This window comes from Demequina sediminicola, from assembly GCF_000975055.1.
In the GTDB taxonomy this organism is placed as follows: domain Bacteria; phylum Actinomycetota; class Actinomycetes; order Actinomycetales; family Demequinaceae; genus Demequina; species Demequina sediminicola.
In genome coordinates, this window is record NZ_BBRB01000002.1 from 48,121 (window position 1) to 73,758 (window position 25,638).

Genomic DNA, 25,638 nt, shown 5'->3' on the forward strand with positions numbered 1-25,638 from the left:
ACGCTATCGCTTAGCGAATGATCATTCGCGAAGTGCGGGAACTGACCGGAGGAGTTGCAGTGAAAGCCATGATCCTGAAGGAGTTCCGCGAGCTCCGCCGCGACAAACGCACGATGGGAATGCTGATTGCACTCCCCATCCTCCTGCTGGTGATCTTTGGCTACGCAGCGAACTTCAACGTCGAGGAAATCCCGACCGCAGTGGTCGGGGACAACGCTGAACAGTATGAGGACCAGCTCCCCGACCTGTTCGTCGTCGAACCCGGCATCGACGCAGATGCTTCCGCCCAGGACCTTCTGAAGGACAACGTGGTCGATGTTGCGATCGACACGTCCAGCCAACCTGCGCAGGTCTACATTGACGGTTCCAGCATCTTCGCGGCACAAAGCGCAGAGGCAGGCTTCTCACAGGCCCCAGACGGCATGGTGGACGTTGAGGTGCTCTACAACCCTGACCTCACCACCGCGTGGGTGATGGTCCCGGCACTCATCGGCTTGATCCTCGCGTTCATCGGCACTGTCATCACCTCCATTGGGCTCGTGAAGGAACGCCAGAACGGAACTATCGAGCAACTGGCGGTCATGCCCCTCAAGTCGTCCCAGGTCATCATGGGCAAGATCGTCCCGTACTTCATCCTGGCGGCCATCGACATGATCATCGTGACCGTGCTGGGCGTATGGCTCTTCGACGTGCCCTTCGTCGGCAACGTCGGGCTCTTCGCCATCGGCGGCGCAATCTTCCTCTTCGTTGTCCTAGGACTGGGAGTGCTGATTTCCACTGCATCACAAACTCAAGGACAAGCCATCCAAATGGCAATGATGCTGGTGATGCCGCAGATTCTCCTCTCCGGTTTCATCTTCCCGCTGGATGCAATGCCCGCAGGAGTGGCCTGGATCGGCTACATCCTCCCCCTCACCTACTTTGTGGAGATCTCGCAGGGCATCATGCTCCGCGGCGCAGACCTCACGTCCTTGGGCCTGGACTTCGGAGTCCTCATCCTGATGGCATTGGTCATCTTCACCGCTGCGGTCCTGCGATTCCGACGCGACCTCGCACCCAGCGCACGCCACATGGGTGGCTCCAAATGACCTCCGATGCTGCACGCCAGTGGGGACTTCACCGCGTCACCGTGAAGTACGGCGACACCACAGCGCTGGACAACGTCAGCCTCGACGCTCGCCCAGGCGAGGTCTACGCGGTGGTGGGCGGTGACGGCGCAGGTAAGACCACCGCACTCAGGTGCCTCGCCGGTGCCGTGAACCCCACAGAAGGTTCCGTGTCCACGCCCGGCCGCCGCAGCATCGGCTTCATGCCCACAGCTGCCGGAGTGTGGGGGGACCTCAGCGTCAACGAGAACATCGACTTCGTTGCCGCGGCTCAGGGCGTGACAGGGCAGTCCCTCAGCGACCGCCGCGAAGAGTTGCTTGAGGCAACCGGGCTCACCGGCGCGACGTCTCGCCTCGCCCGCCAACTCTCCGGCGGCATGCGCCAAAAGCTCGCATTCTCCTTGGCCATGCTTCACCGTCCCGACCTGCTGATCCTCGACGAGCCCTCCACGGGCGTCGACCCCGTCAGCCGCATTGACCTGTGGCGCATGATCTCCCGTGCCACCGCTGACGGTGCAGCAGTAGTCATGGCCACCACGTATCTCGACGAGGCGCAACGTGCCTCACAGGTACTTGCACTCGATGCGGGCGAGGTCCTCATCGAAGGCACCCCCGCCGATGTGCTGACGCGTGTCCCAGGCCACGTCAGCATCGTCGATGCTCCGCAGGACCGTGCGCTCGCATGGCGACGAGGCAGGACGTGGCGGCAATGGTCGCCCGAAGACCCGCCGTCGGGACAACCGCGCGTCGAGGACCTCGAAGACGCCATGGTCGCCGCCGGTCTGTCCAAGGAGGTCACGCATGCCTGAACCGCTGATCCACGCATCGGGGGTCACCCGGACCTTTGGCGACTTCACTGCGGTCGACGACGCAAACCTGACCGTGAAGCCCGGCGAGATTGTGGGCCTGCTCGGTGCCAACGGTGCTGGCAAGACCACGCTGATCCGCATGATCCTGGGCCTGCTGCCCGTATCGGAAGGCTCCGTGCATCTGTTCGGGGACAGCCCCTCGCGTACCACCCGCTCGCGTCTGGGTTACGTTCCCCAAGGTCTTGGGCTGTGGGACTCGCTCACCCCCCGCGAAAACCTCGACTTCATCGACCAGGCCTTCGGCGTCGCAGACACGCCGCTCCCAGAAGCGCTTGAGCACCTGCGACGTGTTCCCGTCGGCCAGATCGGACTTGGCAACCAACGACAACTCGCTTTCGCCGCCGCACTCGGCCACAACCCCGAACTGCTCGTGCTCGACGAGCCCACCTCCGGCGTCGACCCTCTCTCGAGAGCACGCCTGTGGGACACCATCCACGACAAAGCCGATGCCGGCGTCGGGGTCCTCGTCACCACCCACTACATGCAAGAAGCGCAACAATGCGACTGGCTCGTGCTCATGTCAGGCGGCCGTGAAGTAGGCGCAGGCTCCGAGGCGGACATCGTGGGCGACACCACCGCACTGAACGTCGACACTGGGGACTGGCCGAGCGCATTTGCGACTCTGACCGACGCAGGCTTCCTTGTCTCCCTCGCTGGCACGCAGGTGCGGGTAATTGGTGCCGAGCGAGATGCGGTGAGAGAAGCCCTGGGAGGCGGGGACAGCGTGAACGTCAGTAGCGCTCGTGCCACCCTCGACGAGTTCATGGCGGTGAAGGAACGCGCACGCCAACAGGCCTGATCCCTCTCGAAACGCCGGGTTCCCCACACCTGGTAGGTTGTGGCGCGACGCCTATGCGTCTCACATTCTTTGAGGGGATCCATTTCATGAGTGACGACAAGCCTGACCAACAGCCGAGCCCGGAATCGGCACCAAGCACACCGCCGCCCGCACCAGGCACGCCTCCGGCACCAGCCGCTGACGCGCCTCCCGCGCCCCCGGCACCGCCTGCGCCTCCCGCCGATGCGCCAGCACCGCCTGCGCCTCCCGCTCCTGCGGCTGACGCGCCTCCCGCCGATGCACCGCCTGCGCCTCCCGCTCCTGCGGCTGACGCGCCTGCTGCACCGCCAGCCGATGCGCCGGCACCACCCGCGCCTCCTGCTCCCGCGGCCCCGCAGTATGCAGCGCCGCCGGCACCTCAGGGCCAGCCTGCACCTGAGGGCCAACCTCAGTACGCCGCCCCCGGCGCTCCCCAAGGTCAGCCGCAGTATGCGCCGGCCCCCGGCGCACCAGCTCCTCAGGGCCAGCCCGTCTACGGCCAGCAGGCCCCTTACGGTCAGCAGCCGCCGCGCACGCCCGGCAGCGGCCCCAGTTGGCTATCGCTCACGGCAATCATTCTTGGTGGCCTCGCGTTCATCGTCTCCTTCTTTGGAGTCTTCGCTCTCTTTGCATGGATGTTCGCACTTCCCGCGATCGTCTTCGCGATCCTTGCGATGGTGAAGAAGTCGCCGCGCAAGCCCCTGGCGCTTACAGGTCTGATCCTTGCTGGCCTGTCTCTGATCATCTCGATTGTGGTGTTCATCATCTCGCTCGTCGTCGGTGTCGGCGGTGCCGTCAATGACGCTATTGAAGAAGAGAACAAGGAAAGTGTTGCTGGCGTCACGACCGCGCCAGAGACCGATTCGGACGAGGGTGGCACGAGCGCCGAGGATACGACCGACGAGGACGTCGCCGTTGACGGTGAGGTCGACATCACAGAGTCGGCGTTCTACTACGACGAAGACTACGGCTCGTGGAGCTACGCCGTCGTCCTGGAAAACCCGAATGCTGACCTCGCATGGCTCGACTTGAACGTCACCATTGACGCCTACGGCCCTGACGACATTTTCCTTGGCCGTGCCGAGGACTACTGGCTTCAGGTGATGCCCAACAGCGCAGCAGCGTCCACGGGAATCTTCTACGACGTCCCTGAGGGCGACACCGTGGAGCGCATCGAGGTCACGCTAGATGGCGCGCCCACTGACGTCTCTGATTCCCCGACCGGTTACTTCGAGGTATCGACGCCGGAGTATGGCGAAGACGTTCTCGGAACGACGGCCAGCGGAACGGTGACCTCCTACTTTGCCGACGACCTCGAATCTGTGGTCGTCACCGGCATCGCCTATGACGCTAACGGTGAGATCTTCTTGACGGAGATCGACTACCTCGACAACGTTCCGGGTGATGGTGGAACTGCGCGCTACGAGGTGAGCTTCTGGGAGGTACTTCCCGAAGGCTCGAGCGTCAACATCTATGTTCAGCCGTAACTAGCGTCACTGAACGCTTCAAGCGCCGGCCTAGTCCGCATCACGTGGATTAGGCCGGCGCTTTGCTGTTCCGCCGAGCAATCCCAAGTCGTCAGGGGCGACCGGACGGTGGGGACCCGTCCCGTGGCGGGTTACGGTGGAGTATGACCGCATACTCATCCGTCACTGATGTCATCGCAATGCCCCGAGTCGAAGGATTGGCTCTGGCTCCTGACGGCACGTACACCGTGCTCACCGTCGCGACACTGTCCAAGGACCGCACCTCGTATGAGCGTGCACTGTGGAAGGTCCCGGCGGACGGTTCAGGTACACCAGTGCGGCTGACACGCTCCGCCAAGGGTGAAGGCGGTGCAACATTCTTGTCTACCGGGGACCTGCTGTTCACTTCCACACGGCCTGGTGGCGACGACGATGAGACTTCCCAGGTGTGGCTACTTCCCGCGGCCGGTGGGGAAGCGCGCCCTGTGACGGGCTTTGCTGGCGGCGTGGGAGGCATCGGTGCAACGGCGGCCGATGCCCCGGTAGCCGCATTCACCGCAGGCCAGCTGCCTGCGGCGAAGGACCTCGACGAAGACGCTCAATTGCGTGCATCGCGCGACAAGCGCAAGGTGAGCGCCATTTGGCACAGCACCTACCCGATCCGCCACTGGGATCATGACCTCGGCCCGGACCATACCCATGTTTTTGCCGTGGACTTTGCTGACTATCCCGCAGAGTCCGCGGGGGTGTCGGGCGACGACCTCGTGTCCGCAACCGGTGGACAGGCAGAAGAAAGTGCCTCCGAAGCATCGGCTCCCTCCACGTATCCGCGCCACCTTGCCCGCCCTCAGGACCTCACCCCGGGTGTCCACCGTTGGATCGATGCGCCGGACGTGGCCGTGAGCCCCGACGGCGCAACCGTTGTTGCTGCCCTAGAGGTGCCGGAGGGGCGCGGTTCGCGCAGTGATCTTGTCCGCATCGACCGTGCATCGGGCGAACACACGGTGGTGCGTAGCGACTCCAAGACGGACGTGGCCGCACCAGCATTCAGTCTCGACGGCTCTCAGTTGGCCTATGTGCGCCACCCCAAGTCTGATCCCACCGGCCCCACGCAGATGGAGATCTGGGTCGCGCAAGCCGATGGCTCACAGCCGCGCCGCGTGGCCGAGCACTGGGACCGCTGGCCGAGTTCGCTCCAGTTCTCTCACGATGGTGCGGCCCTGATTGTGACGGCCGACGACGACGGACGCGGCCCGGTGCTACGCATCGACCTCAGTTCCGACGAGGTCACGCCACTGACGCACGATGACGCCCACTACAGTGCCGTCTGCGTTGATCGGGCCACCGGCGAACTGGTCGCGCTGCGCACGACGATGCTGCGCCCCGCGCACCCTGTGCGCGTCGCACTCGACGGAACTGTGACGGAACTCGTGACACCTGCTCCCGCGCCGGAGGCGCACGCCACGCTCACTGACGTCGACACGCACGCCGAGGACGGGGCCCGGGTTCGCGGCTGGCTACTGACCCCGCCCGATGCATCGGCGGACAACCCCGCACCGCTTCTGCTGTGGATCCATGGTGGCCCGCTGAACTCGTGGAATGCGTGGTCGTGGCGCTGGACGCCAGCCTTGGCTGTCGCACAAGGCTATGCGGTGCTGTTGCCCGACCCTGCCCTGTCCACTGGATATGGCCTCGACTTCATTACCCGCGGCTGGAACTCCTGGGGCCATAAACCCTTCACCGATTTGCTCGCCATTACGGACACGGTCGAAGCGCGCCCGGAGATTGATCAGACCCGCACTGCGGCCATGGGCGGTTCCTTTGGTGGCTACATGGCTAACTGGGTTGCCGGACACACCGACAGGTTCGATGCGATTGTCACGCACGCGAGTTTGTGGGCCCTCGACCAGTTCGGTCCCACTACCGATCACGCGGACTACTGGCAGTCAATCTTCACGCCTGAAGCGATGGTCGAGCACTCGCCCCACCACTCCGTCGCTGACATCTCGACACCCATGCTCGTCATACACGGAGACAAGGACTACCGCGTTCCGATCGGCGAGGGCCTACGCCTGTGGGCAGAGCTCGCCGAGCACTTCGCGGAACCTGACGGAACCATGGTGCACCGGTACCTGTACTTCCCTGACGAGAACCACTGGATCCTCAAGCCGCAGCACTCCGTGGTCTGGTACGAGGGAGTCTTCGCTTTCCTTTCACAGCATGTGCTCGGTCAGGACGAGGAACTTCCTGTGTCCTTGAGGATTTCCGGCGCCTGAGTCGCAGTCCTCACGCCGTTACAACCCTCGTCAACGCAACAGTGCCGGCACCCTCTCTCAAGGGGCCGGCACTGTTGTATGGAGGGTGACGATCAGTCGTCGTCAGCCTTACCGGACTCCATGTTGTCGCGGATCGCGTTCATGACCGTTGCGTTGGCCAAGGTCGAGACGTCGCCCACCTCACGGTGTTCGGCGACATCGCGAAGCAGCCGGCGCATGATCTTGCCCGAACGCGTCTTGGGGACCTCGGACACCAGCAGGACCGTACGAGGCTTGGCCAGTGCGCCAATCTCGCTCTTGACCTTCTCGCGCAACGCCACGGCAACTTCGTGGTGCTCGAGGTTGGCAGCTTCCGAATCGTCGCGGATCACTACGAACGCCACGACGGCCTGGCCTGTGGTCTCGTCCTTGGCGCCCACCACTGCGGCTTCAGCAACCCAGGGGTGAGAGACCAGTGCGGACTCGATCTCGGTTGTCGACAGGCGGTGCCCGGACACGTTCATGACGTCGTCCACGCGACCCATCAGCCAGATGTCACCGTCAGCGTCGCGCTTGGCGCCGTCGCCGGCAAAGTACAGGCCCTTGAAGCGGCTCCAATAGGTGTCTTCGTAGCGCTCGCGGTCGCCCCAGACGCCTCGCAGCATCGACGGCCATGGCTGATCGAGCACCAGGTACCCGCCACGACCTGGCCCCACTTCGTTGGCGTCGTCGTCGACCACTGCCGCCGAGATTCCGGGCAGCGCTACCTGCGCAGAGCCTGGTTTGGCGGCCGTGACGCCCGGAAGGGGGGAGATCATGATGGAGCCCGTCTCGGTTTGCCACCAGGTGTCCACGATGGGGCAACGGTCGCCGCCGATCACGCGGCGGTACCACATCCATGCCTCGGGGTTGATGGGTTCACCCACAGATCCGAGGAGTCGGAGGGAGGAGAGGTCGAACTTGTTGGGAATCGCCTCACCCCACTTCATGAACGTACGGATGGCGGTGGGCGCGGTGTAGAAGATCGAGACCTTGTACTTCTCGATGATCTCCCACCAGCGGCCCTCGTGAGGAGCGTTGGGCACGCCTTCGTAGAGGACCTGGGTGGCGCCGTTGATCATGGGTCCGTACACGATGTACGAGTGGCCGGTGATCCAGCCGACGTCAGCCGAGCACCAGTACACGTCGGTCTCGGGCTTGAGGTCGAACACGACACGGTGTGTGTAACTTGCGCCGGTGAGGTAGCCGCCGGTGGTGTGGAACAGGCCCTTGGGCGTTCCGGTCGTGCCGGAGGTGTAGAGGATGAACAGCGGGTGTTCAGCCTCGACCATCACCGGGGTGTGCTCGTCGGATGCAGGCTCGACCACGTCGTGCCACCACACGTCTCGTCCCTCGGTCCATTCTGTGTCCTGTCCGGTGCGCTGCACCGTGAGGACGTGCTCCACAGATTCGGCTTCCGTGGGGTTGGCCTCGGACGGTGCCAACGCGGCATCGACCAGAGGCTTGAGGGCAAGGTGGGCGCCTCGGCGGTTACCGCCATCGGCTGTGATGACCAGCTTGGCCTGAGCATCGTCGATGCGTTGGCGCAGGCTGTCAGAGGAGAACCCTCCAAAGACCACTGAGTGGATAGCGCCGATGCGCGCACAGGCGAGCATCGAGACCACGGCTTCGGGGATCTGGGGAAGGTAGATGGCGACGCGGTCGCCCTTGGTGACGCCAAGGCTCTCGAGGGCGTTGGCCGCCTTCGAAACTTCGCGCTGCATGTCGGAGTAAGTAAGCGTGCGGGAATCCCCGGGCTCACCTTCAAAGTAAAAAGCCACACGATCTCCGCGGCCTTCGCGCACGTGGCGGTCGACTGCGTTATCGCAAGCATTGAGTGTGCCGTCGCCAAACCAGCGGGCGACAGGGGCATCGGACCAGTCAAGAACCTCAGTGAAGGGGGTGTCCCAGTGGAGGTGTTCGGCTTGTTCACGCCAGAAACCGAGGCGGTCGGCCGCGGCTTGCGTGTACATCTCCGCGCGGGCGTTAGCCTGCTCGGCGAACTCGGGAGACGGCGGAAAGGACCGCGTCTCGGTGTGCAGATTCTCTAGAGTTTGGGCATCGTTGACCATGAGCGTCACTCTAGTTTGTTAGGAAAGTTTCGTAAAATGTCGACCAGGGGTTTGTTAGGTGCCCTGGTAAACCTGGCATTAGCATCCCCACCCCCACGCGAAATGGCTCCATTTCGCTGTTTTGAGGGCGCTAGACGATGAAATGGAGCCACTTCGCGGGGGTTGGCGGGGGTTTGCGGGGCCTGGTGAAGATGCGGTGCGCGCCCTGCCGTGTGACGATGAGGAACATGAGCGCACCAGAAGGTTATGACTACGCCACTCGGTCCAATGGGGAAGTAGTGATCTTCCACCATGGGAAGCTCGCCAAACTCATGCGCGAGAAGGAGGCCGAGGAGTTTCTCGCTGCCGTCAAGGACGGTGACGCGCAGGAAGTGATGGATCGCTTCGTGGGATTCGATGGGCAGACATCACGCCCGGGATCGTCAGGCAAGCATCCAGCCACCGACGCGCTTCACGGTAATGGCGCTGCGCATGGGCACACTGACTTCAGGCGCAAGACAGGCTAAGTCGTGGGTCTCCCATGGCCCGCGAGGATTCTCTCCCGCGACGGCTCTCCGTCGTGGGCCCAGCGCGGGGTCACTCAATAGTGAACGCGAACGCTTCTGAGATTGCGACGGCGGGTTCTGCGTCCACGATGTAGGACTCGGGAACATCGCGTTCCAGCACCTCGATCAGCACGTCCTGAGGAACATCGCACAGTAGTTCGGTGCCGCCATCGGGCGTTTCGGCTTCATCGCAGTACGGCTGGATACGCTCGTCCTCTGAGAGTGCTGAGTACCCCGCGGTGTATTGCAAGAGCGACACATCAGTCACGCCCTCTTCGAAAAGAGTCCGTGCGACAGCGGCCTGTTCGCCACGGATGATCGGGCTCCACGCGTAGACCTTGTAGTCGCCAGCGGGAAGTGTCTCGTGCTCCGCTTCGAATTCGGCGGCCTTCGCATACTGGGCGTCAATTTCCTCCTGTGTGGAGTTCTCCCAGTCGATGTCCGCGAGGATCGAGTTCAGTTCATCTGCCACGTCACACAACGATGCCCCGGTCATCTCCAGGTCTGGCCCGGGTGCCGTCTGTGTGTCGCCGGTCGTCATGTAGAGTTCCGGCACAAACTCGCTTCCCCAGTTTGGGGTGACCACAACATCGTCCCGGGTGACAATGAGCTGCCCCGTCTGCGCGAGGAAAGCAGTCACGCCCTCAGCGTCTGACGTGAACGCGACGTTCGCAGTTGCCCCCGAGTCTGTGGTGGTGACGTTCACGATGGGAACTACGGTGTTACCAGGAGTGACTTCCGAGGTCCACGTTTCGCCGCACTGGGGTGGGCTAAACAGGTCCTCGCCGTTGGCGAGTACCTGGGAGAGGTCGTAGGAAAGCGGCGTGGTGGGGCCCGCAGGTTCGGTGGATTCGGCCGATGCCGAGGTGTCGTCAGGCTGGAAAAGCCACTGAACTCCGAACCATCCAATCGCTGCCGATGCACTGGCGAGAGCGATTCCGCCCACCACCATTAGCCCCTTGTGCATTGCTTCCCTATCCTCCTGGCACATGTGTGTGCCACCCGTCGTGTTCAGCGTGAGGGTTCAGGATACGCGGCACTTGTGACATGCAGGTATCGGCCATCGGGATGATGTGGACAGGCCGCAACCCTGACACTCGCGGCGTCCTACCCCTGAGCAAACCGGACCCTCGAGTCCTGTCTGCCCTATAGACGTGTGGGGTGGCGTCAGCGTTGCGTGAGGTGTGTCACTCCTCAGGAGGGCGTTCGGTGGCCTTGGAGAGCAAGATGCCACCAGCCACGATCGCCGCAACGGCAAGCACCGCTACCAAGATGGGCTTAGCCGGCGGTCCGGAGTGGAGGCCTACGGGCTTCTTGAACTTGAGGTTGCCCCAGCCGTACTCGATTGCGGCGCGTCGGAGGGCGCGATCCGCGTTCACCGTAAAGCCGTGCCCCACCACGTTGAGCATGGGGGCATCTGTGATGGAGTCGGAGTACGCGTAGGAGCGATGGAGGTCGTAGCCGCGCTTCTCGGCGAGATCGCGGATTGCCTCCGCTTTGCTTTCTCCGTAGTTGTAGAACGTCACTTCACCCGTGTAGAAACCCTTCTTCACCTCGAGCTCCGAGGCGATCACGGCATCGGCTCCCAGAATCTCGGCGATGGGTTCCACAATGTCGCGCGCGGACGCTGAGACGATCACTACGTCACGGCCATTGGCTTGGTGGCGCTTGATCAGGGTCAGCGCCTCTGCGAACACCACTGGATCGATGTGTTCGTGGGCGGTCTCCGTGACGATGCGCTTCACTGCGGCGACGTCCCAGCCCTTGATGAGGTCGGAGAGTGAGTCGCGGAGCCGTGTGGTCTGGCGTTCATCCGCTGCGCCAACGAGGAACAGGAACTGGGAGTATGCGGTGCGAACTGCATCGGTCCTGGTAATGAGGCCGCCATCGTAAAACGGGCGTGAAAAGGCCATCGATGAACTCGTCGCGATGATGGTCTTATCGAGATCGAAGAATGCGGCTGACCGATGTGTGGCCTTCTTGCGTGGCATGGCACCTCCTGTGGCTAGACCACAGCCTAACTGTCGCAACCGACACTGCGCCACGGCGCTCCGACGCGAGCTCCGCGAATCATGGTGGACCGGTGGCGATGACGGCTGCCTGGAAGCGTCCCCAGGCGCCGTTCCCTCCCGCACGAGTCCACGAGTTTCGCGCCGTGGTGGTGTGACGCGGATCGCACGAGCAGTGTCGTGGACATGACCGACACCCTCGCAACTTCGAGTGCACGCGACACCATCGCCATACTTCGACCTCCGCAACCGAGCGCGCCGTATGCGGGCCCGCTCGCGCCATTACTTGCGTTGCCCGGGGTGACCGATGTTCTGGTGAACGAGCCCGGAACCGCGTGGATTGATCGCGGCCGCGGCTTGGAACGCCAGACAGTGGACTTGCCCGATGCGGAAGCCGTGCGAGTGCTCGCCGTCACGTTGGCGAGCGCGGGCGGACGTCGACTCGACGATGCGAGCCCCCTCGTCGACGCCAGGCTTCCGGATGGCACACGCCTGCACGCCGCCCTGCCACCCATCGCTCCCGAGTGCGCGGCCATCTCCCTACGGCGAGTCAGGAGCCAGGCTCTGACCCTGGACGACCTCGCCGTGGGCGGAATGGTGAGTGGCTCCGCAGTGGCCTTGGTGCGGGAACTGGTGCGCCAACGATGTTCCGCGCTCGTCACGGGCGCAACGGGCTCAGGAAAGACCACGCTGCTCGCGTCACTGTTGTCTGAGGTGGACCCGACCGAGCGCATCCTGATCATCGAGGAGGCGGGCGAACTCCAGCCTGACCATCCTCATGTGGTGCGGCTGGTGGAGCGGCGCGCCAACATCGAGGGGTCTGGGGCGATTGGTTTGCCATTGCTGGTGAGGGAAGCAATGCGTATGCGTCCAGATCGCGTCGTGCTGGGCGAATGCCGGGGGCCAGAGGTTCGTGAGGTGTTGTCGGTCTTCAACACGGGCCATCGGGGTGGGTTTGCGACGGTTCATGCGAACTCGCCAGCCGATGTCCCGGCGCGCCTTGTGGCGCTGGGCGCACTCGCGGGGATGAGCCAACGCACCGTGGAGTTGCAGGCTGGGATCGCTTTTGACGTGATCCTCCATGTGGAGCGCAGTGGTGGTGCGCGCCGCCTTGCGAGCATTGCGGTGTTGGAGCATCGTGACGAGGCCCTTGTCGCGATTGAGGCCGTGGGGTGGACAGCCAAGGGATGGCGGCAGGGTCCGGGCTGGCAGGCGCTGTGTGCTGTGCTCGGCGGATGGACCCCCGATGCTGCGGCGTAGGGACCGTCCTTTGAGCGGTGCCGCTCGCGGGAGTGGAGAGGTGGGCCTGGGGGTTGAGGTTGCCGACGCCGTGGCGTTGCTCGAGTCAGGACTGCCACCGGAACGTGCCTGGGCTGAAGCTGATGTTGAGGTAGGCGCTGACGGTCTCCCGCAGGTGCACGGGGCGAGCACCGTCGGCATCCGTGCTGCCGCACAGTTGGCCCGGGATGGTGGGGTTCCATTGGCGCGCGTTCTGCGCAGGATCGTCGAGGTGGAGCGGGAACGGCAGGAGGCGCGAGACGCGTGTGAAGCGGCGCTGGCAGGGCCCGGTATGAGTGCAAAGGTGCTGGCATGGCTGCCGCTCGCGGGAGTGGGGTTGGCGGCCCTGCTCGATCCGCGCGCGCTCGGACTGCTGTTCACGACGCCCTTTGGCTGGGTGCTGCTGACAGTGGGGGGCATATTGACGATGCTGGGACGGGCCTGGACTCGGTCGTTGCTGCGCGATGCGGTCCCATCGCCGTCAGGGGTGGCAACCCCAGTGGCGTTAGCTCTCATCGAGGCAACATTGGCGGCCGGCATGGATCTCCCCGGTGCCTTGATGCGGGTCGGTCGGGTCGTGGAAGATGCTGGCGACACCGAGGGTGCGGCGCTCGCGTCCGCGGGCGCTTCGCTTGCTCGCGGCGAACCGTGGGCTCGGGTGTGGGCTACGGCCGCTCGTGTCGACGGCTCACTTGCACCGGTCGTGGAGCGTGCCCTACGAGCCCCGCACCGTTGCGGGGCGTCAGCAGCCCCGGCGTTGCGGACGGCAACGGATGAGGCAATTCGGACGACCCGTGCTCAAGCTCAACGTGCAGTAGGGCGTCTGGGCGTCACCCTCTCGCTTCCGCTGACGCTCTGTTTGCTGCCAGCGTTCGTCGTGGTCGGCATCGTCCCCATGATTGCCGCGGTCGTAGGGTCCGTTGAGTTGTCGGGGCTCTAGAAGTGTGTCTGGAGGAAGTCCACGATCACGGCGTCCCGGCCACGTTCGAGGTTGTCAACCACAGGAATCAGGCGCCACTTGTCTGTCATCGTGCAAGGGTGAGAGAGCCCCAGCTCCACGACGTCGCCCACGCTCAATACGGCACTGCCCGTCGCGAGGAACGCATGCTGGTCATTCAGTGCGGTGACCTTCGCGGGCTGAGCGTCATCTGGCTGAGAATCGCTTCCGGTCGCTGCGAGATCGATGCTCCGGCCATCAGCGGTCCATGCGCGCAATGGACGGGGGAGTCCCTCGTCGTAAGGGAGGTCGCGTTTACCGGCGTCAAGCAGGACCAAGCCTGGCTCCGGGGCGGACACCACACGTGCGTGGGCGCGGGCAGCAGGAAGCAAGCCTCCCGCGAGGCGTCCATGGTCAAACGGAGAGATCTCCTCGTAGTGTCCCTCGTCGTGCAAGATGTAGGCACCGCTGCGCAGTATGCCTCGCATTCCTTCGGCGACCGCCATAGAGAGTGCGTCGGCCACCACATCTGGATACGCGGATCCTCCCGCGGTCACGATCAGCGGTGCGTCACCCGTGCGTGCCTCGCGAGCCAACCCCACCAGATCGGTGACAAATGTCTTGACCGTTGCCAGCGCATCGGCCCCACGGCCATGGGTCACGGCACCCTCATAGCCGGCGATGCCTGCGAGCGTGACGCCATCGGAGTGATGGATGCGAGCGATCAGTGCCCGCGCATCGGCGAGGCTCCGTGTTCCCGTACGGCCGCCAGGTCGCCCGACCTCGACCAGAACGCCGATGGTGGTGCCAGCTTGACGTCCAGCATCGGCGAGGAGGTCGACGGCCAACGGCGAGTCGACCCAGGGGATGACCTGGGCCGACTCGCTCTGGTGGTGTGCCAGCCATTGAGCCGTGTGCGGATCGGCCACTTGGTTAGCAAGCATGATCGTTGCGATACCGGACTCCACGGCGATTCGGGCCTGCCACGGTGTTGCCACCGTGATCCCGCTCGCCCCGGCATCAATCTGCTCGCGCCACAGTTCAGGCGCCATGGAAGTCTTGCCGTGCGGCATGTGCTCCACGCCCAGCGCTCGCGCCCACGAGGCAAAGAAACCGATGTTGTGGCTCAGTCGGCGGCGGTCCACCAGCAAGAGCGGGGTCCACCACTGGTCAAGCCCGGGTCGTTCGGCGAGTACGTCTGCGACGCTTCGCCCCACCGCCCATGGAGGCAGCGACTTCTCGTCATTGAGAATCAACTCGGAAGGTGTCAGTGGCATAGCCCGCGCCTTGGCTACTTGTCGCCGATGTAGGCGACGACGTCGATCTCGACCAGGATGTTGGCCAGGTCGGATCCGACGGTGGTGCGAACCGGGTAGGGCTCGTTAAAACGTTCCCCGTAGGCGCGGTTGTATTCAGCGAAGTCTCGGTCCAAGCGCTCCAAGTGTGTGGTGACCTTCACCACATCATCGAGCGTGGCGCCGTGTGCGGCGAGGACGGCCTCGACGTTGTTGAGGACCTGGTGCGTCTGCTCGTAGACAGCGCCCGGGACGACTTCGCCGGTGGCCGGGTCCTGGGGTCCGAAGCCTGCGGTGTAAAGGAACCCGCCGGCAACGACTCCGTGGCTGTATGGGCCTGCAGGCTTGGGGGCGTTGTCGAGCAGAACGGCCTTCTTAGCCATGTATTTCTCCTTGATTGATGGGATTGGGGATAGTGAGGGTAGGGGGTTAACCCAGTTCAGCGCCGATGCGTGCGGCAGCGGCGGCCAAGGCGGGACGGTTGCGTGCGAGGGTGTCGGCGCCGTCGACGTCTCGCAGTGCCGTCATGGAGAGTGCGCCGACCACTCCGTGGGAAGCGATGATCGGAACAGCCATGCAGCGCACGAAGGACTCAAACTCGCCGTCGTCGATGGCGTACCCCTGCTGGGTGACCTTGGTGAGTTGCTCGTCGAGGCGGCGGCGGGATGTGATCGTGGTGGGTGTGTAGGTGCGCCACGTCACGTCACTGAGCATCTTGTCTCGGCTGAGGGGGTCTAAGCGGGAGAGCACAGCTTTGCCTGACGCGGTGCAGTACGGGATGACGGCGCGGCCGATCTGCGAGTACAGGCGGATTCCCCGTGGGTCTTCTCGCTTGTCGACGTAGACAATCGCATTGTCAATGAGCGCGGCGAGGTGGACGGTGCCGCCCACTTTGTGATGCAGGGCGTCGATCGTGGGGCGAGCAACGTCGCGCAGGTCAATCTGGTCGAGTGCGGCCTGTGCGAGTGAGATCAACCGCACCCCGAGCCGATAGTCGCCTTGAGGGTCACGGCGCAGCAGCCCGGCCTCTTCAAGCGAGCGGAGTTCGCGGTACATGGTGGTGCGGTGAACGCCAAAGTCGTCCGCGAGGGTCGTGATGGGCTGGGGTCCATCGGCGAGTCGCGTGAGAATCTCGGCTCCGCGGGTGACGCTTTGAGTCATCGTGCTGCTCCTGTCCGGCGCAGTCCGCGCCCGGAAAGCTCGCCGGTGAGCTCTCCGTTACTGAGGACAACTTCTCCCGCTACCAGGACATCGTCGATGCCGCTGGCAGGTTGGCGTGGGTTGTCGTAGGTGGCTTCGTCGCGCACCCCGGTGGGATCGACGATGGCGATGTCGGCTATCCAGCCTGGCCGTACTGCTCCTCGGTCGCCGAGGCCAAACCTTTGTGCTGGGCGCCCGGAGAGATGAATCGCAGCGCCTGCCCAGGTAAAGGAGCGGCCGACGAAGGTGGAAAGGAATCGTGCGAAGGCCCCGTATGCACGGGGGTGGGGTGAGCCGCCCAGAACGATGCCGTCGCTGCCGCCCATGAACGCGTCATGGGAGAAGAGTTTGGCGAGGTCATCGTCGGGGCGCTGATCGCGGACCGCCATCACGGCACTGACTTCGAGCCGCAGTTCGATGAGGAGGTCGAGGACGGTGTCGACGACGGTCGCGCCGATGCGGCGGGCGATGTCTTCGAGGGTGAGGCCCTCGGTCCACATCCACTCGAGGTGGGGTGCGTGGGCAATGGTGATCATGGATGGCCATGCGGGGCCCAGGCTGGCTTTCTTGGCGACCTGAGGGAACCATTCGCTCTGGAGGCGTTGGCGTTCGCGTTGGCTCTTGAGTTTCTCGACGGCATCGTTGACGTCCAGGGCGCTGTATTCCGGAGGTAGGAGAGCCATCGCCAGGAGAGTGCATCCTCGCGTGTAGGGGTACATGTCGAAGGTGACGTCGTGGCCGGCCGCTGCGAGTTCGCTGAGGAGCTTGCGCCCTTCGGCGGCGTGGACGTGGAAGTGGGAGATGTGGCCTCGCACTCCAGTGCGTTCCATGATGCGGGCTACCTCGCGGATGCCGAACTCGGAGTTGGCTTCGTAGCCGCCGCGCATGTGGGTGACGTAGACAGCGCCGGCGGCTGCGACGGGTTCGCATAGCCGGGAGATCTCTTCCGCGTCAGCGTAGAGGCCGGGCACGTAGTCGAGCCCGGTGGACAGGCCGAGTGCGCCGTCGGCGAGGCCGGTCTTCACCATGCGCTTCATGGTGTTGAGTTCGCGGGCCGATGCGCGGCCGGTGTCCATGCCCATGACTGCGTGGCGGACGTTGCCTGCAGGGACGAGTGTGCCGACGTTGACGGCAGTGGTTCCGTCGTACGTGGCTAGGAGGTCGCGAATGCGGATATCGGTGGTGGTGTCGGCGTCTGGGTCGCCGGTCGTGGTGGTGAGGTGAGGGTGGGGGCCGTTGATCGCGGCAAAGTACTGCGTTGCCCAGGGGGTGCTTCCGGGTGCGTAGGAGACGCCGTCTTGGCCGGTGATGACGCTGGTCACACCTTGCCGGAGCATGGCGCGTTGGACGTCAGGTGTGAAGATGGCGCCTTCAAGGTGGGCGTGGGTGTCGATGAGGCCGGGCATGACAAGCCGTCCGGTGCAGTCGATGACGGTGTCGTGCGATTTTGCGTCGATGGTGCCGACGCCGGTGATGCGGTCGCCAACGATAGCGACGTCAGCTGCGCGGGTGCGTTGTCGGAGTCCGTCGATGACGGTTCCGCCCCGGAGGACGATGCGCCGGCTCTGGGGCATCATGATCACCTTTTGCAATATATGCACAGCGTGTGCGTCCTTCGCACAGCGTCACGATAGCCCGGTTCGGGGGGAAAATCCAGCCCCATTCTGCTGTCCCCAACTCACAGGTACAAACCGGGCATATCCACAGATTCCGCGCGGCCCAGGAAACCGGCATTGTGGCCGACGACAGTGTCCATGTCGGAAGAAATCCTCCCGACAGAAAGGACACCCATGACACGCCTACGCAGCATGATCGCCGCCCGCAAAGAACGCTCACGGCGCGACGACGGCATGGCCACCACCGAATACGCCTTGGTCACCGTGGCTGCGGCCGCCTTCGCTGGAATCCTCATCGCCATCATTAAGTCGGATGAAGTGCGCAACCTCCTCCTGGGCGTCGTGCAGTCGGCCTTCGGATGAGCGACCGCGAGCGCGGCTCCGTGACCGCAGAGTTCGCGTTGGCATTGCCCGTGATGGTCGTCGTGGTGGGATTGGTTCTCACGACGCTCTCGTGGGCAGGTGAGCACCTCCAGGCGAAGGACCTTGCTGCGCTCGCGGCCCGCACCGCTGCCGTGGAGGGGGATGAGGCGGGGCGTAGTGTCGTTGCAGGAGTCTCAGCCGACGCTGGCGTATCTATTTCCCGCGTCTCACCTTGGATTCACGCCACCGTGACGCTGCCCGGGAATGCGTGGCTTCCTGACATTGCGGCCACCTCCACGGCCCGAGTTCAAGGATGATGCGCGCAAGTGTGGTGAGAATGCGGCTGAGGGCCAGGGCCGCCACCCGTGACGATGGCGCAGCGTCTGTCTTGATGGTGGGCATGGTTGTCGCCGCAGTCATGGTGGTGGCGCTGGTGCTCACGGGTGCGCAGGCACTCCAGTGGCGAGCCGATGCTCGCATCGGGGCGGATCACGCTGCGCTTGCCGGGGCAACGGTGGCTCGCGAAACGTCGCTTTCCGGCGCGAGGGGTGCGCAGGCGGAGGGTGAGGCTCCATGCGACTCGGCTGGCCATGCTGCACGAGCTCACGGGGCGGCGATCGTCTCGTGCGAGGTGTCTGGGGCGATTGTGCGCGTGACGGTGACGGTGGGCCGTGGTCCTGCTCAAGCATCGGCGTTCTCCGTAGCCGGGCCCAGCCGGGCGCGAGGGTGATCACTTCGGCCTCGACCAGAGGTCGGCATTTTGGGGCGAATGTCTGATTTGTGAACGGATTTGGCCAACGAGCGTTGGATAACTTCGTGTGCACTCTCCCGTAAAATGGCTGTTAATCCCTCAGCCTTGCATTGCCGCAGAATTCCTGTGGCGACTTTGTGCTGTGCCCAAAACCTGCATCTGGAGTTCCCCATGTCTTCCCCGAGTACCCGAGCGGGCCGCCTCGCCTCCGTATCGACCGTCACTGTGGTCCTCGCGGCAACTATTGCCGCGACGGCTCAAGCTCAATTGCCGGCGGGCTACGACCTCCCCGGCGTGGACGGCATCATCCCCGGCGGAAACCCTGCAGGCGGCAACTGGGGTGCTTGTGAGCCTGGTACTGACCCCGCGACGGACTGCGCCGACAATACTTATGGGTACCCCACCACGGGAACGGCGTTCTTGGGTGTCGACAATGCGGCGAATGTCATTGTCGGAGGTGACTTCACGGCGCAGTCGACACAAAGCAGTGGTGGAGGCGCCGAGACCGAAGGCCTCCTCGTGGTCTATGGAAATGCCGCATTCAACAAGGCGTACAACGTCGGAGGCGTCGGCGTCGGCTCTCAAGTCACGCCCCAAAACTCGGCTGACATGCTCCTTGTTGAAGGTTCCGTCACTGTGCCAGAAGGCGTGACCGCGGAAGTGGGTTTCACCTTGGGAGAGAACCGGTACGGAAACATCGGTGTCGTCGGCGACCAGAACTTCAAGAACCCCACCTACGGAGGTTCACAGCCGCATGGCCGCTTGGGCAATATCGACGCGTTCTGGAACGACAACACCGCAGAGCCAAATACCTACAACACTCTGCTGAGCACGGCACAGACGCAGACTTCGCTGGACCAGTACCGCGACCTCGTTGGCGCCAACGGACTGATGAACGTCTACTCCACACAGTGCTACAGCGAGCTTGCCACCACGAATGCTGCACTTGCCAAGAATGGTGCTGGTCAGTCCCTGAGCGTGGCCCACGGAACCATCGATCTGCAGGGCTCCTCACTGACTTTGACGGGAGACAACTCTTCGGACATCCAGGTGTTCTCGCTCGATGCAGCAGACGCCGCACTGAGCGCCACCAGCTGGACGTTCCGTGACCTGCCGGCAGATGCCGCGGTCCTGATCAACATCACCGGCACCAACGTGACACTCAACGCCGGCTCGTTCTTCATTGATGACACGTTTGACCACACGCGCGCATTCAATGAACTCACCACGCGCATTCTGTGGAACATTCCTGACGCGTCCACTCTGCTCATCGACGGCAACGGGCAGTACCCCGGCTCCTGGCTCATGGGCCAAGAGGCATCTACCGCAATCCTCGCCGCACCCGGCCTCAACGGCCGCTTCTATACCCCGGGCAGCGTTGAGCACGGCAACGCGAGCGCGGCGAGCGGCACAGGATCGGAGTTTCACGCATACCCCTTCACCGCAGGCCTGGGCTGTGTCCAGGACGCGAACGTGGATCCGAGCACGAGCCCCTCGGCGAGTCCTTCGGTGAGTCCGTCCACTTCGCCGAGCACGAGTCCTTCAGCGAGCCCGTCCGCGTCCCCCAGCGTGAGCCCGTCGGCTAGTCCTTCAGCTAGCCCGTCCGCGTCCCCCAGCGTGAGCCCGTCGACGTCGCCGAGCACCAGTCCTTCAGCTAGCCCGTCTGCCTCGCCCAGCGTGAGCCCGTCGACGTCGCCGAGCACCAGTCCTTCAGCGAGCCCGTCTGCGTCTCCAAGCGTGAGCCCGTCGGCTAGTCCGTCTGCGTCTCCAAGCGTGAGCCCGTCGGCTAGTCCGTCTGCCTCGCCCAGTGTGAGCCCTTCAGCTGACCCGTCCGCTTCTCCAAGCGCGAGCCCCACCGCCAATCCGACTGCCGACCCTGCGGACGACCCCACGCCGGTGGCCAGCAATAGTCCTTCTGCAGATCCATCGTCCTCAGCGAGCGTCGACACTCAGGACAACGCCGCCGGTGCGACGGATAGCGGTGATGCGACTGGCAGTGCCGGGCAGCTGCCTACGACCGGTATTGACTCCACTCAGACCTCGGTGCTCGTGGGCTTCGCGGCCCTGCTGATGGTCTTGGGTGGAATGCTGATCGCGGCGCGCCGCCAACGCTAACCCCCCACCGCCAAGTGGCTCCATTTGCTTGTTTTGGGACCTCAAAACAGCGAAATGGAGCCACTTGGCGGGAAAAGGCGGGGAGTGGGGGTTACGGGGTAACAGTCACCGTTCCCATTGACGTCCACAGTTGCAGGTCCACCCAGTCAAACTGCTCGGCGTCACCCGTGTACCCGGGGCTCACATCAACAGCATCGTCTGCGGGGCGTGGCTCAATGAGTTCAGGCATCTGCTCGGCGCTGTCGTAGGCGATGATGCCGCCGCCGCTCGACACGTTGAGGGTGGTCAATGCCAGGAGCGTGTAACTGCCGGGTTCCACCGCAGCGGGCTCGTTCGTAGTGTCGCAGCGCCGGACATCACGCCAGAGCGAGGTCGTCTCAGTGCTCGCGCCGGAGGCGAAGACCTGCTGCTCGGGTGTTGGCCAAATCAACGGTTCGATGGCCTCGTCGCCGCTACCGGCCGATGCTTCTGCCGAGCCTGGGAGCGTGAGGAGTTCAGGGTATGCCTCAGCGACCACGACTCCGTCGCGTGCGAGGTAGAGGCTCGGCACGGAGGAATCCCAATAGTTGTAGATGTCGTAGTCGGACACGTTCGAGACTGTGGAGTTCACCTCGGGGTTTCCGTCCACGACATACCCGTAGCTCAATGCGATGGAACGCGGGTGGTCGACCTCAAGTTCTAGGAGGTCCATGCTTGAACTCGATGCGGGGAATGCGGCAGTGGGTTCAACACCCCAGGTGCATCCGTAGGTGAGGTATTCGCTGGTGTTGTAGTCATGCATGAGCCACCGGTGTGACCCTGCGACCATGTCCCAGGTGGTGTCGGTGCGCGATGCTTCGAACAGTTGCCGTGCAATCTCCGGCGTGAGTGCGTTGTCGGGTAGCTCGGTGGGTTGAGGAAGAGGTTCTGGTTCGATCGGCGTCAGGTATTCGCCGAACGGGTCGTCGATGGGGTCTCCGTCGATGGCGAGTGTGGCGGGTTCGGTGGAGATGCGGAAGATCTCCGGAAGCTGGCTCGGCTCGGGTAACGGTACGGCGGTGGCGATTCCAGAGGTGGCAGCGTCGGACGATGCGTTGTCAGGGGCGGCGGCCGTGTCGGCGGAGGGCTCTGTGTCGGCGGAGGGCTCTGGGGATGGAGCGCTTTCGCCAGCGTCCTCCTCATCGGCAGGGTAGGCAAGGGTCTTGGCGAGGTGGACCTCATACTTTCCTGCGGGGAGTGGCTCGCCGTCCCAGCAGTTGACGGCGTCAATCCCGATGGGCTGCTCCAGGGTAGACATGTCGCCCTCCGGGTCGAGTCGTTCTCCAGTGACATCAGGGCGCAGGAGGGGTTCATCGGCAGGCCCGTACATGATGGGCGAGTCCTGAATGAGGCGTCCGACGACGATTCCGTCCCACACGATCACGTAGTCGGTAGCGGTGAGCACGTCGACGGGACGCAGCGCGGTGACGGTTTCGGTGACCTGGTGGTCGTCGGTGAAGTCGCCGATGCTGTAGTCGACGCCCGATGTGTCTCCGTACGTCCAGCCGCTGTCGTCTGGTGAGAAGTCGCTTCCGCACATCCACTGCTCGGCGATCATGGCATCGGCCCTGTCGCCGGATTCTTCAGCTCCACCGGACTGGTCCATGAGGGCTTCGGTGGTGGCCTCGGAGGCCAGCATGCTGTCCGAGTCGCCAGCGGGGGACGCCCCCCACACTCCCAAACCGATGACCACTACAGCTCCAGCACCGACGATGCTGTTGGCGGCGGTGTGGATACCCCGGTTGCGCTTGACACGCGCTGCCACGCGGGAGGTGTCGACGGATGCGTCGTCAATGGGTGCGCGGTCTGCTGCACCTCGCATGGAATCGGACAGCCTCATGACAGCTTCCTTTCTGTGACGTCGGCGTGATCGGCCGTGGCGGCGGCGGCGTCGGCGTCGTCTAACGGGCCGAGCGCCAATTGCAGTTGGTCAAGACCGTCGCTGACATAGCGTTTGACGGTCCCCTCGGCGATGCCTAGGTGGCGGGCAATCTGGCCGATGGTGAGGTCATCGAAGTAGCGGAGCACCACACAGGCGCGGGGCCGGGGTGGCAAGGTGGCGAGGGCCTCGTGGATGTCGGAGCCTGCCTCGACTTGCCCGAACCGGTCCGGTGCGACGTCGGCTGGGGTGAAGAGGTGTTGGACGCGTTGCCAGCGTTGGCGGCGTCGGTAGCCGTCGACAAAGGCCGATGTGATGGCACGGCGCACGTAGCCTTCCGCTTTTGCTGCGGTGAGCCCTTTGCGTTCGCGGCTGAAGGTTCGGACCAGGGCATCTTGAACAAGGTCTTGCGCTTGGACGGCGTCTCCGCACACGAGGTAGGCGTAGGAGAGCAGTGCGCGCTCGCGGTCGCGCACGAGCTGTTCCATGGTGTCCCGCCAGTGGGCCATCTGGTCCTCCGATTGCTGTGAACGGTGGTGTGCGTGGTGCCTTTCATAGTGTCGACGTACAACGTGTGGAAAACGTTGGGTTGCCCTCGCCGCGACTCCCATACTCCCCTAGAGTGACGAATAACCAGGAGGGACACACAGCGCCGTGTGGCCCCGTGAGCATCGTCAAGGAGGACGTATGCGCACTCTTTCCAATACCCAGGTCGATGTGGGTTCGGACAACCTTGTGATCGTGGCGGTCATTGCGGCCATTGCGGTTGTCGCGTTGATCTTCTCATTTGTGCTGCGTCAGCAGGTATTGAAAGCGCCCAACGGCACTGAACGCATGCAAGACATTGCGGGGGCCGTTCAGGAGGGTGCGTCTGCGTATCTGAACCGCCAGCTCCGCACGCTCGTGTTGTTCGCTGCGGTGGTGTTCGCGTTGTTGTTCCTGTTGCCGGGGGACGCCGATGTGCGCATCGGCCGCTCGGTGTTCTTCTTGCTTGGCGCAGGGTTTTCTGCCGCGATCGGCTACATGGGGATGTGGCTTGCGGTGCGGGCTAACGTCCGCGTGGCTGCTGCGGCGACTAAGCCCGGTGGGCGTGCGGCGGGGGCACGGATCGCGTTCCGCACTGGTGGGGCGGTCGGCATGTCTGTGGTGGGGCTGGGGCTTTTGGGTGCGGCATCGGTGGTGCTGATTTTCCGTGGCGAGGCTGCGGCCGTGTTGGAGGGCTTTGGTTTTGGCGCTGCTTTGCTTGCGATGTTTATGCGCGTGGGCGGTGGGATCTTCACTAAGGCGGCCGATGTGGGGGCTGACTTGGTGGGCAAGGTCGAGCAGCATATTCCCGAGGATGATCCTCGCAATGCCGCGACGATTGCTGACAATGTGGGCGACAACGTGGGTGACTGTGCGGGCATGGCCGCCGACTTGTTTGAATCGTATGCCGTGACGTTGGTGGCGGCACTGATTTTGGGCAAGGCAGCGATGGGTGAGCAGGGCCTGGTGTTCCCGCTGATCGTGACCGCTGTTGGCGCGTTCGTGGCGGCCATTGGGGTGTTCATTACCCGGGTGCGCAAGGGTGAATCGGGGTTGGCATCGATCAACCGTGGCTTTTACACTTCGGCGGCGATTGGCGCCGTGCTTTCTGCCGTCGCGGCATACCTGTACCTTCCGTCGAGCTTCGTGGAGTTCACCGGCTCCAGGATTGAATACGAGGCTGGTGACCCGCGACTCATCGCCACCGTCGCAGTCTTTGTGGGCATCGGCCTTGCGGGGCTGATTCTCTGGCTCACGGGCTACTTCACTGACACGGGCCAACGCCCGACACAGCGAGTGGCCGCCACCTCTAAGACCGGAGCCGCAACGGTGGTGCTGTCCGGCATCGGCCTGGGTCTGCAATCTGCGGTGTACACGGCGACTGTCATCGCTGGAGCGATCGTCATCCTCTACTTTGTTGCCGGCGGAACCGTTGCACTGGCACTGTTCCTCGTGGCGCTCGCCGGCTGTGGGCTCCTCACCACGGTGGGCGTGATTGTCGCGATGGATACGTTTGGGCCCGTCAGCGACAACGCGCAGGGAATTGCGGAGATGAGCGGCGAGGTCGACGAGGAAGCCGCGCAGATCCTGACCGACCTCGACGCGGTGGGAAACACCACCAAGGCAGTCACCAAGGGCATCGCCATCGCGACGGCGGTGCTCGCCGCGACCGCACTGTTTGGCTCGTACTCCGATGCCGTGTGGCAAGCGCTCGTCGAGACCGGCGCCGCGATCGACAGCATCTCGTACGACATCATCCACCCGCTGACGCTGGTGGGAGTGATCATCGGCGGTGCCACGGTGTTCCTGTTCTCGGGCCTCGCGATCGATGCCGTGACGCGTGCTGCGAGCGCCATCGTCTACGAGGTGCGGCGCCAGTTCCGCGACAACCCAGGAATCATGACTGGCGAGGTCCGCCCCCAATACGGGCGCGTAGTCGACATTTGCACCCGGGACTCGCTGCGCGAACTCGTCACCCCTGGACTGCTTGCGGCAATGGCGCCCATCTTTGTGGGCTTCTCCCTTGGGGTTGGCGCACTCGCCGGATTCTTGGGCGGCGCGATCGGCACTGGCGTGCTGATGGCAGTGTTCCTCTCCAACTCGGGAGGCGCATGGGACAACGCCAAGAAGATCGTCGAGGACGGCCACCACGGCGGCAAGAACTCTCCCGCTCACGAGGCAACAGTCATCGGTGACACGGTGGGAGACCCGTTCAAGGACACCGCGGGGCCCGCCATCAACCCGTTGATCAAAGTCATGAACCTCGTCGCGCTACTGATCGCGCCCGCCGTGGTTGTCCTCAGTTATGGGGACGATGCCGTTCCGTGGTTGCGCTGGACCATCGCCGGGGTAGCGGCACTGATCGCGATCCTTGCAGTCGTACGCGCGTCGCGAAGCTCGCATGACCGGCCCGTGGATGATGACGTTGACGCGGTGAACGCGCACGTTGACCACTAGCGGAGTGCACTAGGGATTGACCGTCA

At 64.0% G+C, this 25,638-nt stretch carries 22 protein-coding genes; 13 read left to right on the forward strand and 9 right to left on the reverse strand.

Features of this window, described 5'->3' with window-relative positions; all coding sequences use genetic code 11:
- Window positions 1-17: 17 nt before the first annotated feature.
- The 5 genes from AOP79_RS05140 (at window position 18) to AOP79_RS05165 (ending at window position 6,534) form a co-directional block, all read left to right on the forward strand.
- Window positions 18-1,088, forward strand: coding sequence for an ABC transporter permease (locus AOP79_RS05140; protein WP_236683255.1), 1,071 nt, complete (start codon window positions 18-20; stop codon window positions 1,086-1,088).
- A complete protein-coding gene (locus AOP79_RS05145; protein ID WP_062071189.1) occupies window positions 1,085-1,915 on the forward strand; it encodes an ABC transporter ATP-binding protein in 831 nt (276 codons plus the stop codon). Before AOP79_RS05140 ends, AOP79_RS05145 begins: the two co-directional genes overlap by 4 nt.
- On the forward strand, window positions 1,908-2,774 hold the full coding sequence (locus tag AOP79_RS05150) for an ABC transporter ATP-binding protein (protein WP_062071190.1): 867 nt from the start codon (window positions 1,908-1,910) through the stop codon (window positions 2,772-2,774). The genes AOP79_RS05145 and AOP79_RS05150 overlap by 8 nt, the downstream gene beginning before the upstream one ends.
- Window positions 2,775-2,860: 86 nt before the next feature.
- Window positions 2,861-4,279 (forward strand): hypothetical protein, encoded by a 1,419-nt coding sequence (locus AOP79_RS11715; protein ID WP_152648019.1) that lies wholly within the window; start codon window positions 2,861-2,863, stop codon window positions 4,277-4,279.
- A 143-nt stretch (window positions 4,280-4,422) separates the two neighbouring features.
- Window positions 4,423-6,534, forward strand: a complete 2,112-nt coding sequence (locus AOP79_RS05165; RefSeq protein ID WP_062071196.1) for a S9 family peptidase — start codon at window positions 4,423-4,425, stop codon at window positions 6,532-6,534.
- Window positions 6,535-6,626: 92 nt separating this feature from the next.
- Here AOP79_RS05165 and acs read toward each other — a convergent pair whose 3' ends face one another.
- Window positions 6,627-8,624, reverse strand: a complete 1,998-nt coding sequence (gene acs / locus AOP79_RS05170; protein WP_062071198.1) for an acetate--CoA ligase — start codon at window positions 8,622-8,624, stop codon at window positions 6,627-6,629.
- 227 nt (window positions 8,625-8,851) lie between these two features.
- On the opposite strand from acs, the gene AOP79_RS11870 reads away from it, so the two are divergent.
- Window positions 8,852-9,130: a hypothetical protein gene (locus tag AOP79_RS11870; RefSeq protein WP_062071200.1), complete on the forward strand. Its 279-nt coding sequence runs from the start codon at window positions 8,852-8,854 to the stop codon at window positions 9,128-9,130.
- Window positions 9,131-9,200: 70 nt separating this feature from the next.
- Here AOP79_RS11870 and AOP79_RS05180 read toward each other — a convergent pair whose 3' ends face one another.
- On the reverse strand, window positions 9,201-10,136 hold the full coding sequence (locus AOP79_RS05180; protein WP_152648020.1) for a hypothetical protein: 936 nt from the start codon (window positions 10,134-10,136) through the stop codon (window positions 9,201-9,203).
- A gap of 220 nt (window positions 10,137-10,356) precedes the next feature.
- Window positions 10,357-11,160 (reverse strand): HAD family hydrolase, encoded by an 804-nt coding sequence (locus AOP79_RS05185; RefSeq protein WP_062071205.1) that lies wholly within the window; start codon window positions 11,158-11,160, stop codon window positions 10,357-10,359.
- 204 nt (window positions 11,161-11,364) lie between these two features.
- On the opposite strand from AOP79_RS05185, the gene AOP79_RS05190 reads away from it, so the two are divergent.
- Both AOP79_RS05190 and AOP79_RS05195 read left to right on the forward strand, forming a co-directional pair.
- Complete coding sequence (locus tag AOP79_RS05190; RefSeq protein WP_062071207.1) at window positions 11,365-12,438, forward strand: TadA family conjugal transfer-associated ATPase; 1,074 nt, start codon at window positions 11,365-11,367, stop codon at window positions 12,436-12,438.
- A complete protein-coding gene (locus AOP79_RS05195; protein ID WP_161794224.1) occupies window positions 12,425-13,396 on the forward strand; it encodes a type II secretion system F family protein in 972 nt (323 codons plus the stop codon). The genes AOP79_RS05190 and AOP79_RS05195 overlap by 14 nt, the downstream gene beginning before the upstream one ends.
- Here AOP79_RS05195 and AOP79_RS05200 read toward each other — a convergent pair.
- Genes AOP79_RS05200 through AOP79_RS05215 form a run of 4 tightly spaced genes read right to left on the reverse strand, consistent with a single transcriptional unit; the run spans window position 13,393 to window position 17,465 of the window.
- Window positions 13,393-14,670 carry an alanine racemase gene (locus AOP79_RS05200; RefSeq protein ID WP_236683256.1) on the reverse strand — a complete coding sequence of 426 codons (1,278 nt, stop codon included), beginning with the start codon at window positions 14,668-14,670 and terminating at the stop codon, window positions 13,393-13,395. The two genes, AOP79_RS05195 and AOP79_RS05200, sit on opposite strands and share 4 nt — an antisense overlap.
- A 14-nt stretch (window positions 14,671-14,684) precedes the next feature.
- Window positions 14,685-15,071 carry a RidA family protein gene (locus tag AOP79_RS05205; RefSeq protein WP_062071211.1) on the reverse strand — a complete coding sequence of 129 codons (387 nt, stop codon included), beginning with the start codon at window positions 15,069-15,071 and terminating at the stop codon, window positions 14,685-14,687.
- A 46-nt stretch (window positions 15,072-15,117) separates the two neighbouring features.
- A complete protein-coding gene (locus tag AOP79_RS05210; RefSeq protein WP_062071213.1) occupies window positions 15,118-15,849 on the reverse strand; it encodes an IclR family transcriptional regulator in 732 nt (243 codons plus the stop codon).
- A complete protein-coding gene (locus AOP79_RS05215; RefSeq protein WP_062071215.1) occupies window positions 15,846-17,465 on the reverse strand; it encodes an N-acyl-D-amino-acid deacylase family protein in 1,620 nt (539 codons plus the stop codon). Before AOP79_RS05215 ends, AOP79_RS05210 begins: the two co-directional genes overlap by 4 nt.
- A 213-nt stretch (window positions 17,466-17,678) precedes the next feature.
- Here AOP79_RS05215 and AOP79_RS05220 point away from each other — a divergent pair, with 213 nt between their 5' ends.
- The 4 genes from AOP79_RS05220 (at window position 17,679) to AOP79_RS05235 (ending at window position 20,733) form a co-directional block, all read left to right on the forward strand.
- A complete protein-coding gene (locus tag AOP79_RS05220) occupies window positions 17,679-17,867 on the forward strand; it encodes a DUF4244 domain-containing protein (protein WP_062071217.1) in 189 nt (62 codons plus the stop codon).
- Window positions 17,864-18,184: a hypothetical protein gene (locus tag AOP79_RS05225; RefSeq protein WP_062071219.1), complete on the forward strand. Its 321-nt coding sequence runs from the start codon at window positions 17,864-17,866 to the stop codon at window positions 18,182-18,184. The genes AOP79_RS05220 and AOP79_RS05225 overlap by 4 nt, the downstream gene beginning before the upstream one ends.
- A 20-nt stretch (window positions 18,185-18,204) precedes the next feature.
- On the forward strand, window positions 18,205-18,597 hold the full coding sequence (locus AOP79_RS05230; RefSeq protein WP_201774437.1) for a hypothetical protein: 393 nt from the start codon (window positions 18,205-18,207) through the stop codon (window positions 18,595-18,597).
- 192 nt (window positions 18,598-18,789) lie between these two features.
- Complete coding sequence (locus AOP79_RS05235; protein ID WP_062071223.1) at window positions 18,790-20,733, forward strand: choice-of-anchor A family protein; 1,944 nt, start codon at window positions 18,790-18,792, stop codon at window positions 20,731-20,733.
- 91 nt (window positions 20,734-20,824) lie between these two features.
- On the opposite strand, the gene AOP79_RS05240 is transcribed toward AOP79_RS05235, so the two are convergent.
- A complete protein-coding gene (locus AOP79_RS05240) occupies window positions 20,825-22,591 on the reverse strand; it encodes a hypothetical protein (protein WP_062071225.1) in 1,767 nt (588 codons plus the stop codon).
- Complete coding sequence (locus AOP79_RS05245) at window positions 22,588-23,139, reverse strand: sigma-70 family RNA polymerase sigma factor (protein WP_062071227.1); 552 nt, start codon at window positions 23,137-23,139, stop codon at window positions 22,588-22,590. Before AOP79_RS05245 ends, AOP79_RS05240 begins: the two co-directional genes overlap by 4 nt.
- Before the next feature lie 178 nt (window positions 23,140-23,317).
- On the opposite strand from AOP79_RS05245, the gene AOP79_RS05250 reads away from it, so the two are divergent.
- A complete protein-coding gene (locus AOP79_RS05250; protein ID WP_062071229.1) occupies window positions 23,318-25,612 on the forward strand; it encodes a sodium-translocating pyrophosphatase in 2,295 nt (764 codons plus the stop codon).
- Window positions 25,613-25,638: the final 26 nt, after the last annotated feature.

Excerpts from the sequence above, each read along its gene's own strand:
- AOP79_RS05140 (WP_236683255.1), top strand. The coding sequence starts at position 18 with ATGATCATTCGCGAAGTGCGGGAACTGACCGGAGGAGTTGCAGTGAAA.
- AOP79_RS05145 (WP_062071189.1), top strand. The coding sequence starts at position 1,085 with ATGACCTCCGATGCTGCACGCCAGTGGGGACTTCACCGCGTCACCGTG.
- AOP79_RS05150 (WP_062071190.1), top strand. The coding sequence starts at position 1,908 with ATGCCTGAACCGCTGATCCACGCATCGGGGGTCACCCGGACCTTTGGC.
- AOP79_RS11715 (WP_152648019.1), top strand. The coding sequence starts at position 2,861 with ATGAGTGACGACAAGCCTGACCAACAGCCGAGCCCGGAATCGGCACCA.
- AOP79_RS05165 (WP_062071196.1), top strand. The coding sequence starts at position 4,423 with ATGACCGCATACTCATCCGTCACTGATGTCATCGCAATGCCCCGAGTC.
- acs (WP_062071198.1), bottom strand. The coding sequence starts at position 8,624 with ATGGTCAACGATGCCCAAACTCTAGAGAATCTGCACACCGAGACGCGG.
- AOP79_RS11870 (WP_062071200.1), top strand. The coding sequence starts at position 8,852 with ATGAGCGCACCAGAAGGTTATGACTACGCCACTCGGTCCAATGGGGAA.
- AOP79_RS05180 (WP_152648020.1), bottom strand. The coding sequence starts at position 10,136 with ATGCACAAGGGGCTAATGGTGGTGGGCGGAATCGCTCTCGCCAGTGCA.
- AOP79_RS05185 (WP_062071205.1), bottom strand. The coding sequence starts at position 11,160 with ATGCCACGCAAGAAGGCCACACATCGGTCAGCCGCATTCTTCGATCTC.
- AOP79_RS05190 (WP_062071207.1), top strand. The coding sequence starts at position 11,365 with ATGACCGACACCCTCGCAACTTCGAGTGCACGCGACACCATCGCCATA.
- AOP79_RS05195 (WP_161794224.1), top strand. The coding sequence starts at position 12,425 with ATGCTGCGGCGTAGGGACCGTCCTTTGAGCGGTGCCGCTCGCGGGAGT.
- AOP79_RS05200 (WP_236683256.1), bottom strand. The coding sequence starts at position 14,670 with ATGCCACTGACACCTTCCGAGTTGATTCTCAATGACGAGAAGTCGCTG.
- AOP79_RS05205 (WP_062071211.1), bottom strand. The coding sequence starts at position 15,071 with ATGGCTAAGAAGGCCGTTCTGCTCGACAACGCCCCCAAGCCTGCAGGC.
- AOP79_RS05210 (WP_062071213.1), bottom strand. The coding sequence starts at position 15,849 with ATGACTCAAAGCGTCACCCGCGGAGCCGAGATTCTCACGCGACTCGCC.
- AOP79_RS05215 (WP_062071215.1), bottom strand. The coding sequence starts at position 17,465 with ATGATGCCCCAGAGCCGGCGCATCGTCCTCCGGGGCGGAACCGTCATC.
- AOP79_RS05220 (WP_062071217.1), top strand. The coding sequence starts at position 17,679 with ATGACACGCCTACGCAGCATGATCGCCGCCCGCAAAGAACGCTCACGG.
- AOP79_RS05225 (WP_062071219.1), top strand. The coding sequence starts at position 17,864 with ATGAGCGACCGCGAGCGCGGCTCCGTGACCGCAGAGTTCGCGTTGGCA.
- AOP79_RS05230 (WP_201774437.1), top strand. The coding sequence starts at position 18,205 with ATGCGGCTGAGGGCCAGGGCCGCCACCCGTGACGATGGCGCAGCGTCT.
- AOP79_RS05235 (WP_062071223.1), top strand. The coding sequence starts at position 18,790 with ATGTCTTCCCCGAGTACCCGAGCGGGCCGCCTCGCCTCCGTATCGACC.
- AOP79_RS05240 (WP_062071225.1), bottom strand. The coding sequence starts at position 22,591 with ATGAGGCTGTCCGATTCCATGCGAGGTGCAGCAGACCGCGCACCCATT.
- AOP79_RS05245 (WP_062071227.1), bottom strand. The coding sequence starts at position 23,139 with ATGGCCCACTGGCGGGACACCATGGAACAGCTCGTGCGCGACCGCGAG.
- AOP79_RS05250 (WP_062071229.1), top strand. The coding sequence starts at position 23,318 with ATGCGCACTCTTTCCAATACCCAGGTCGATGTGGGTTCGGACAACCTT.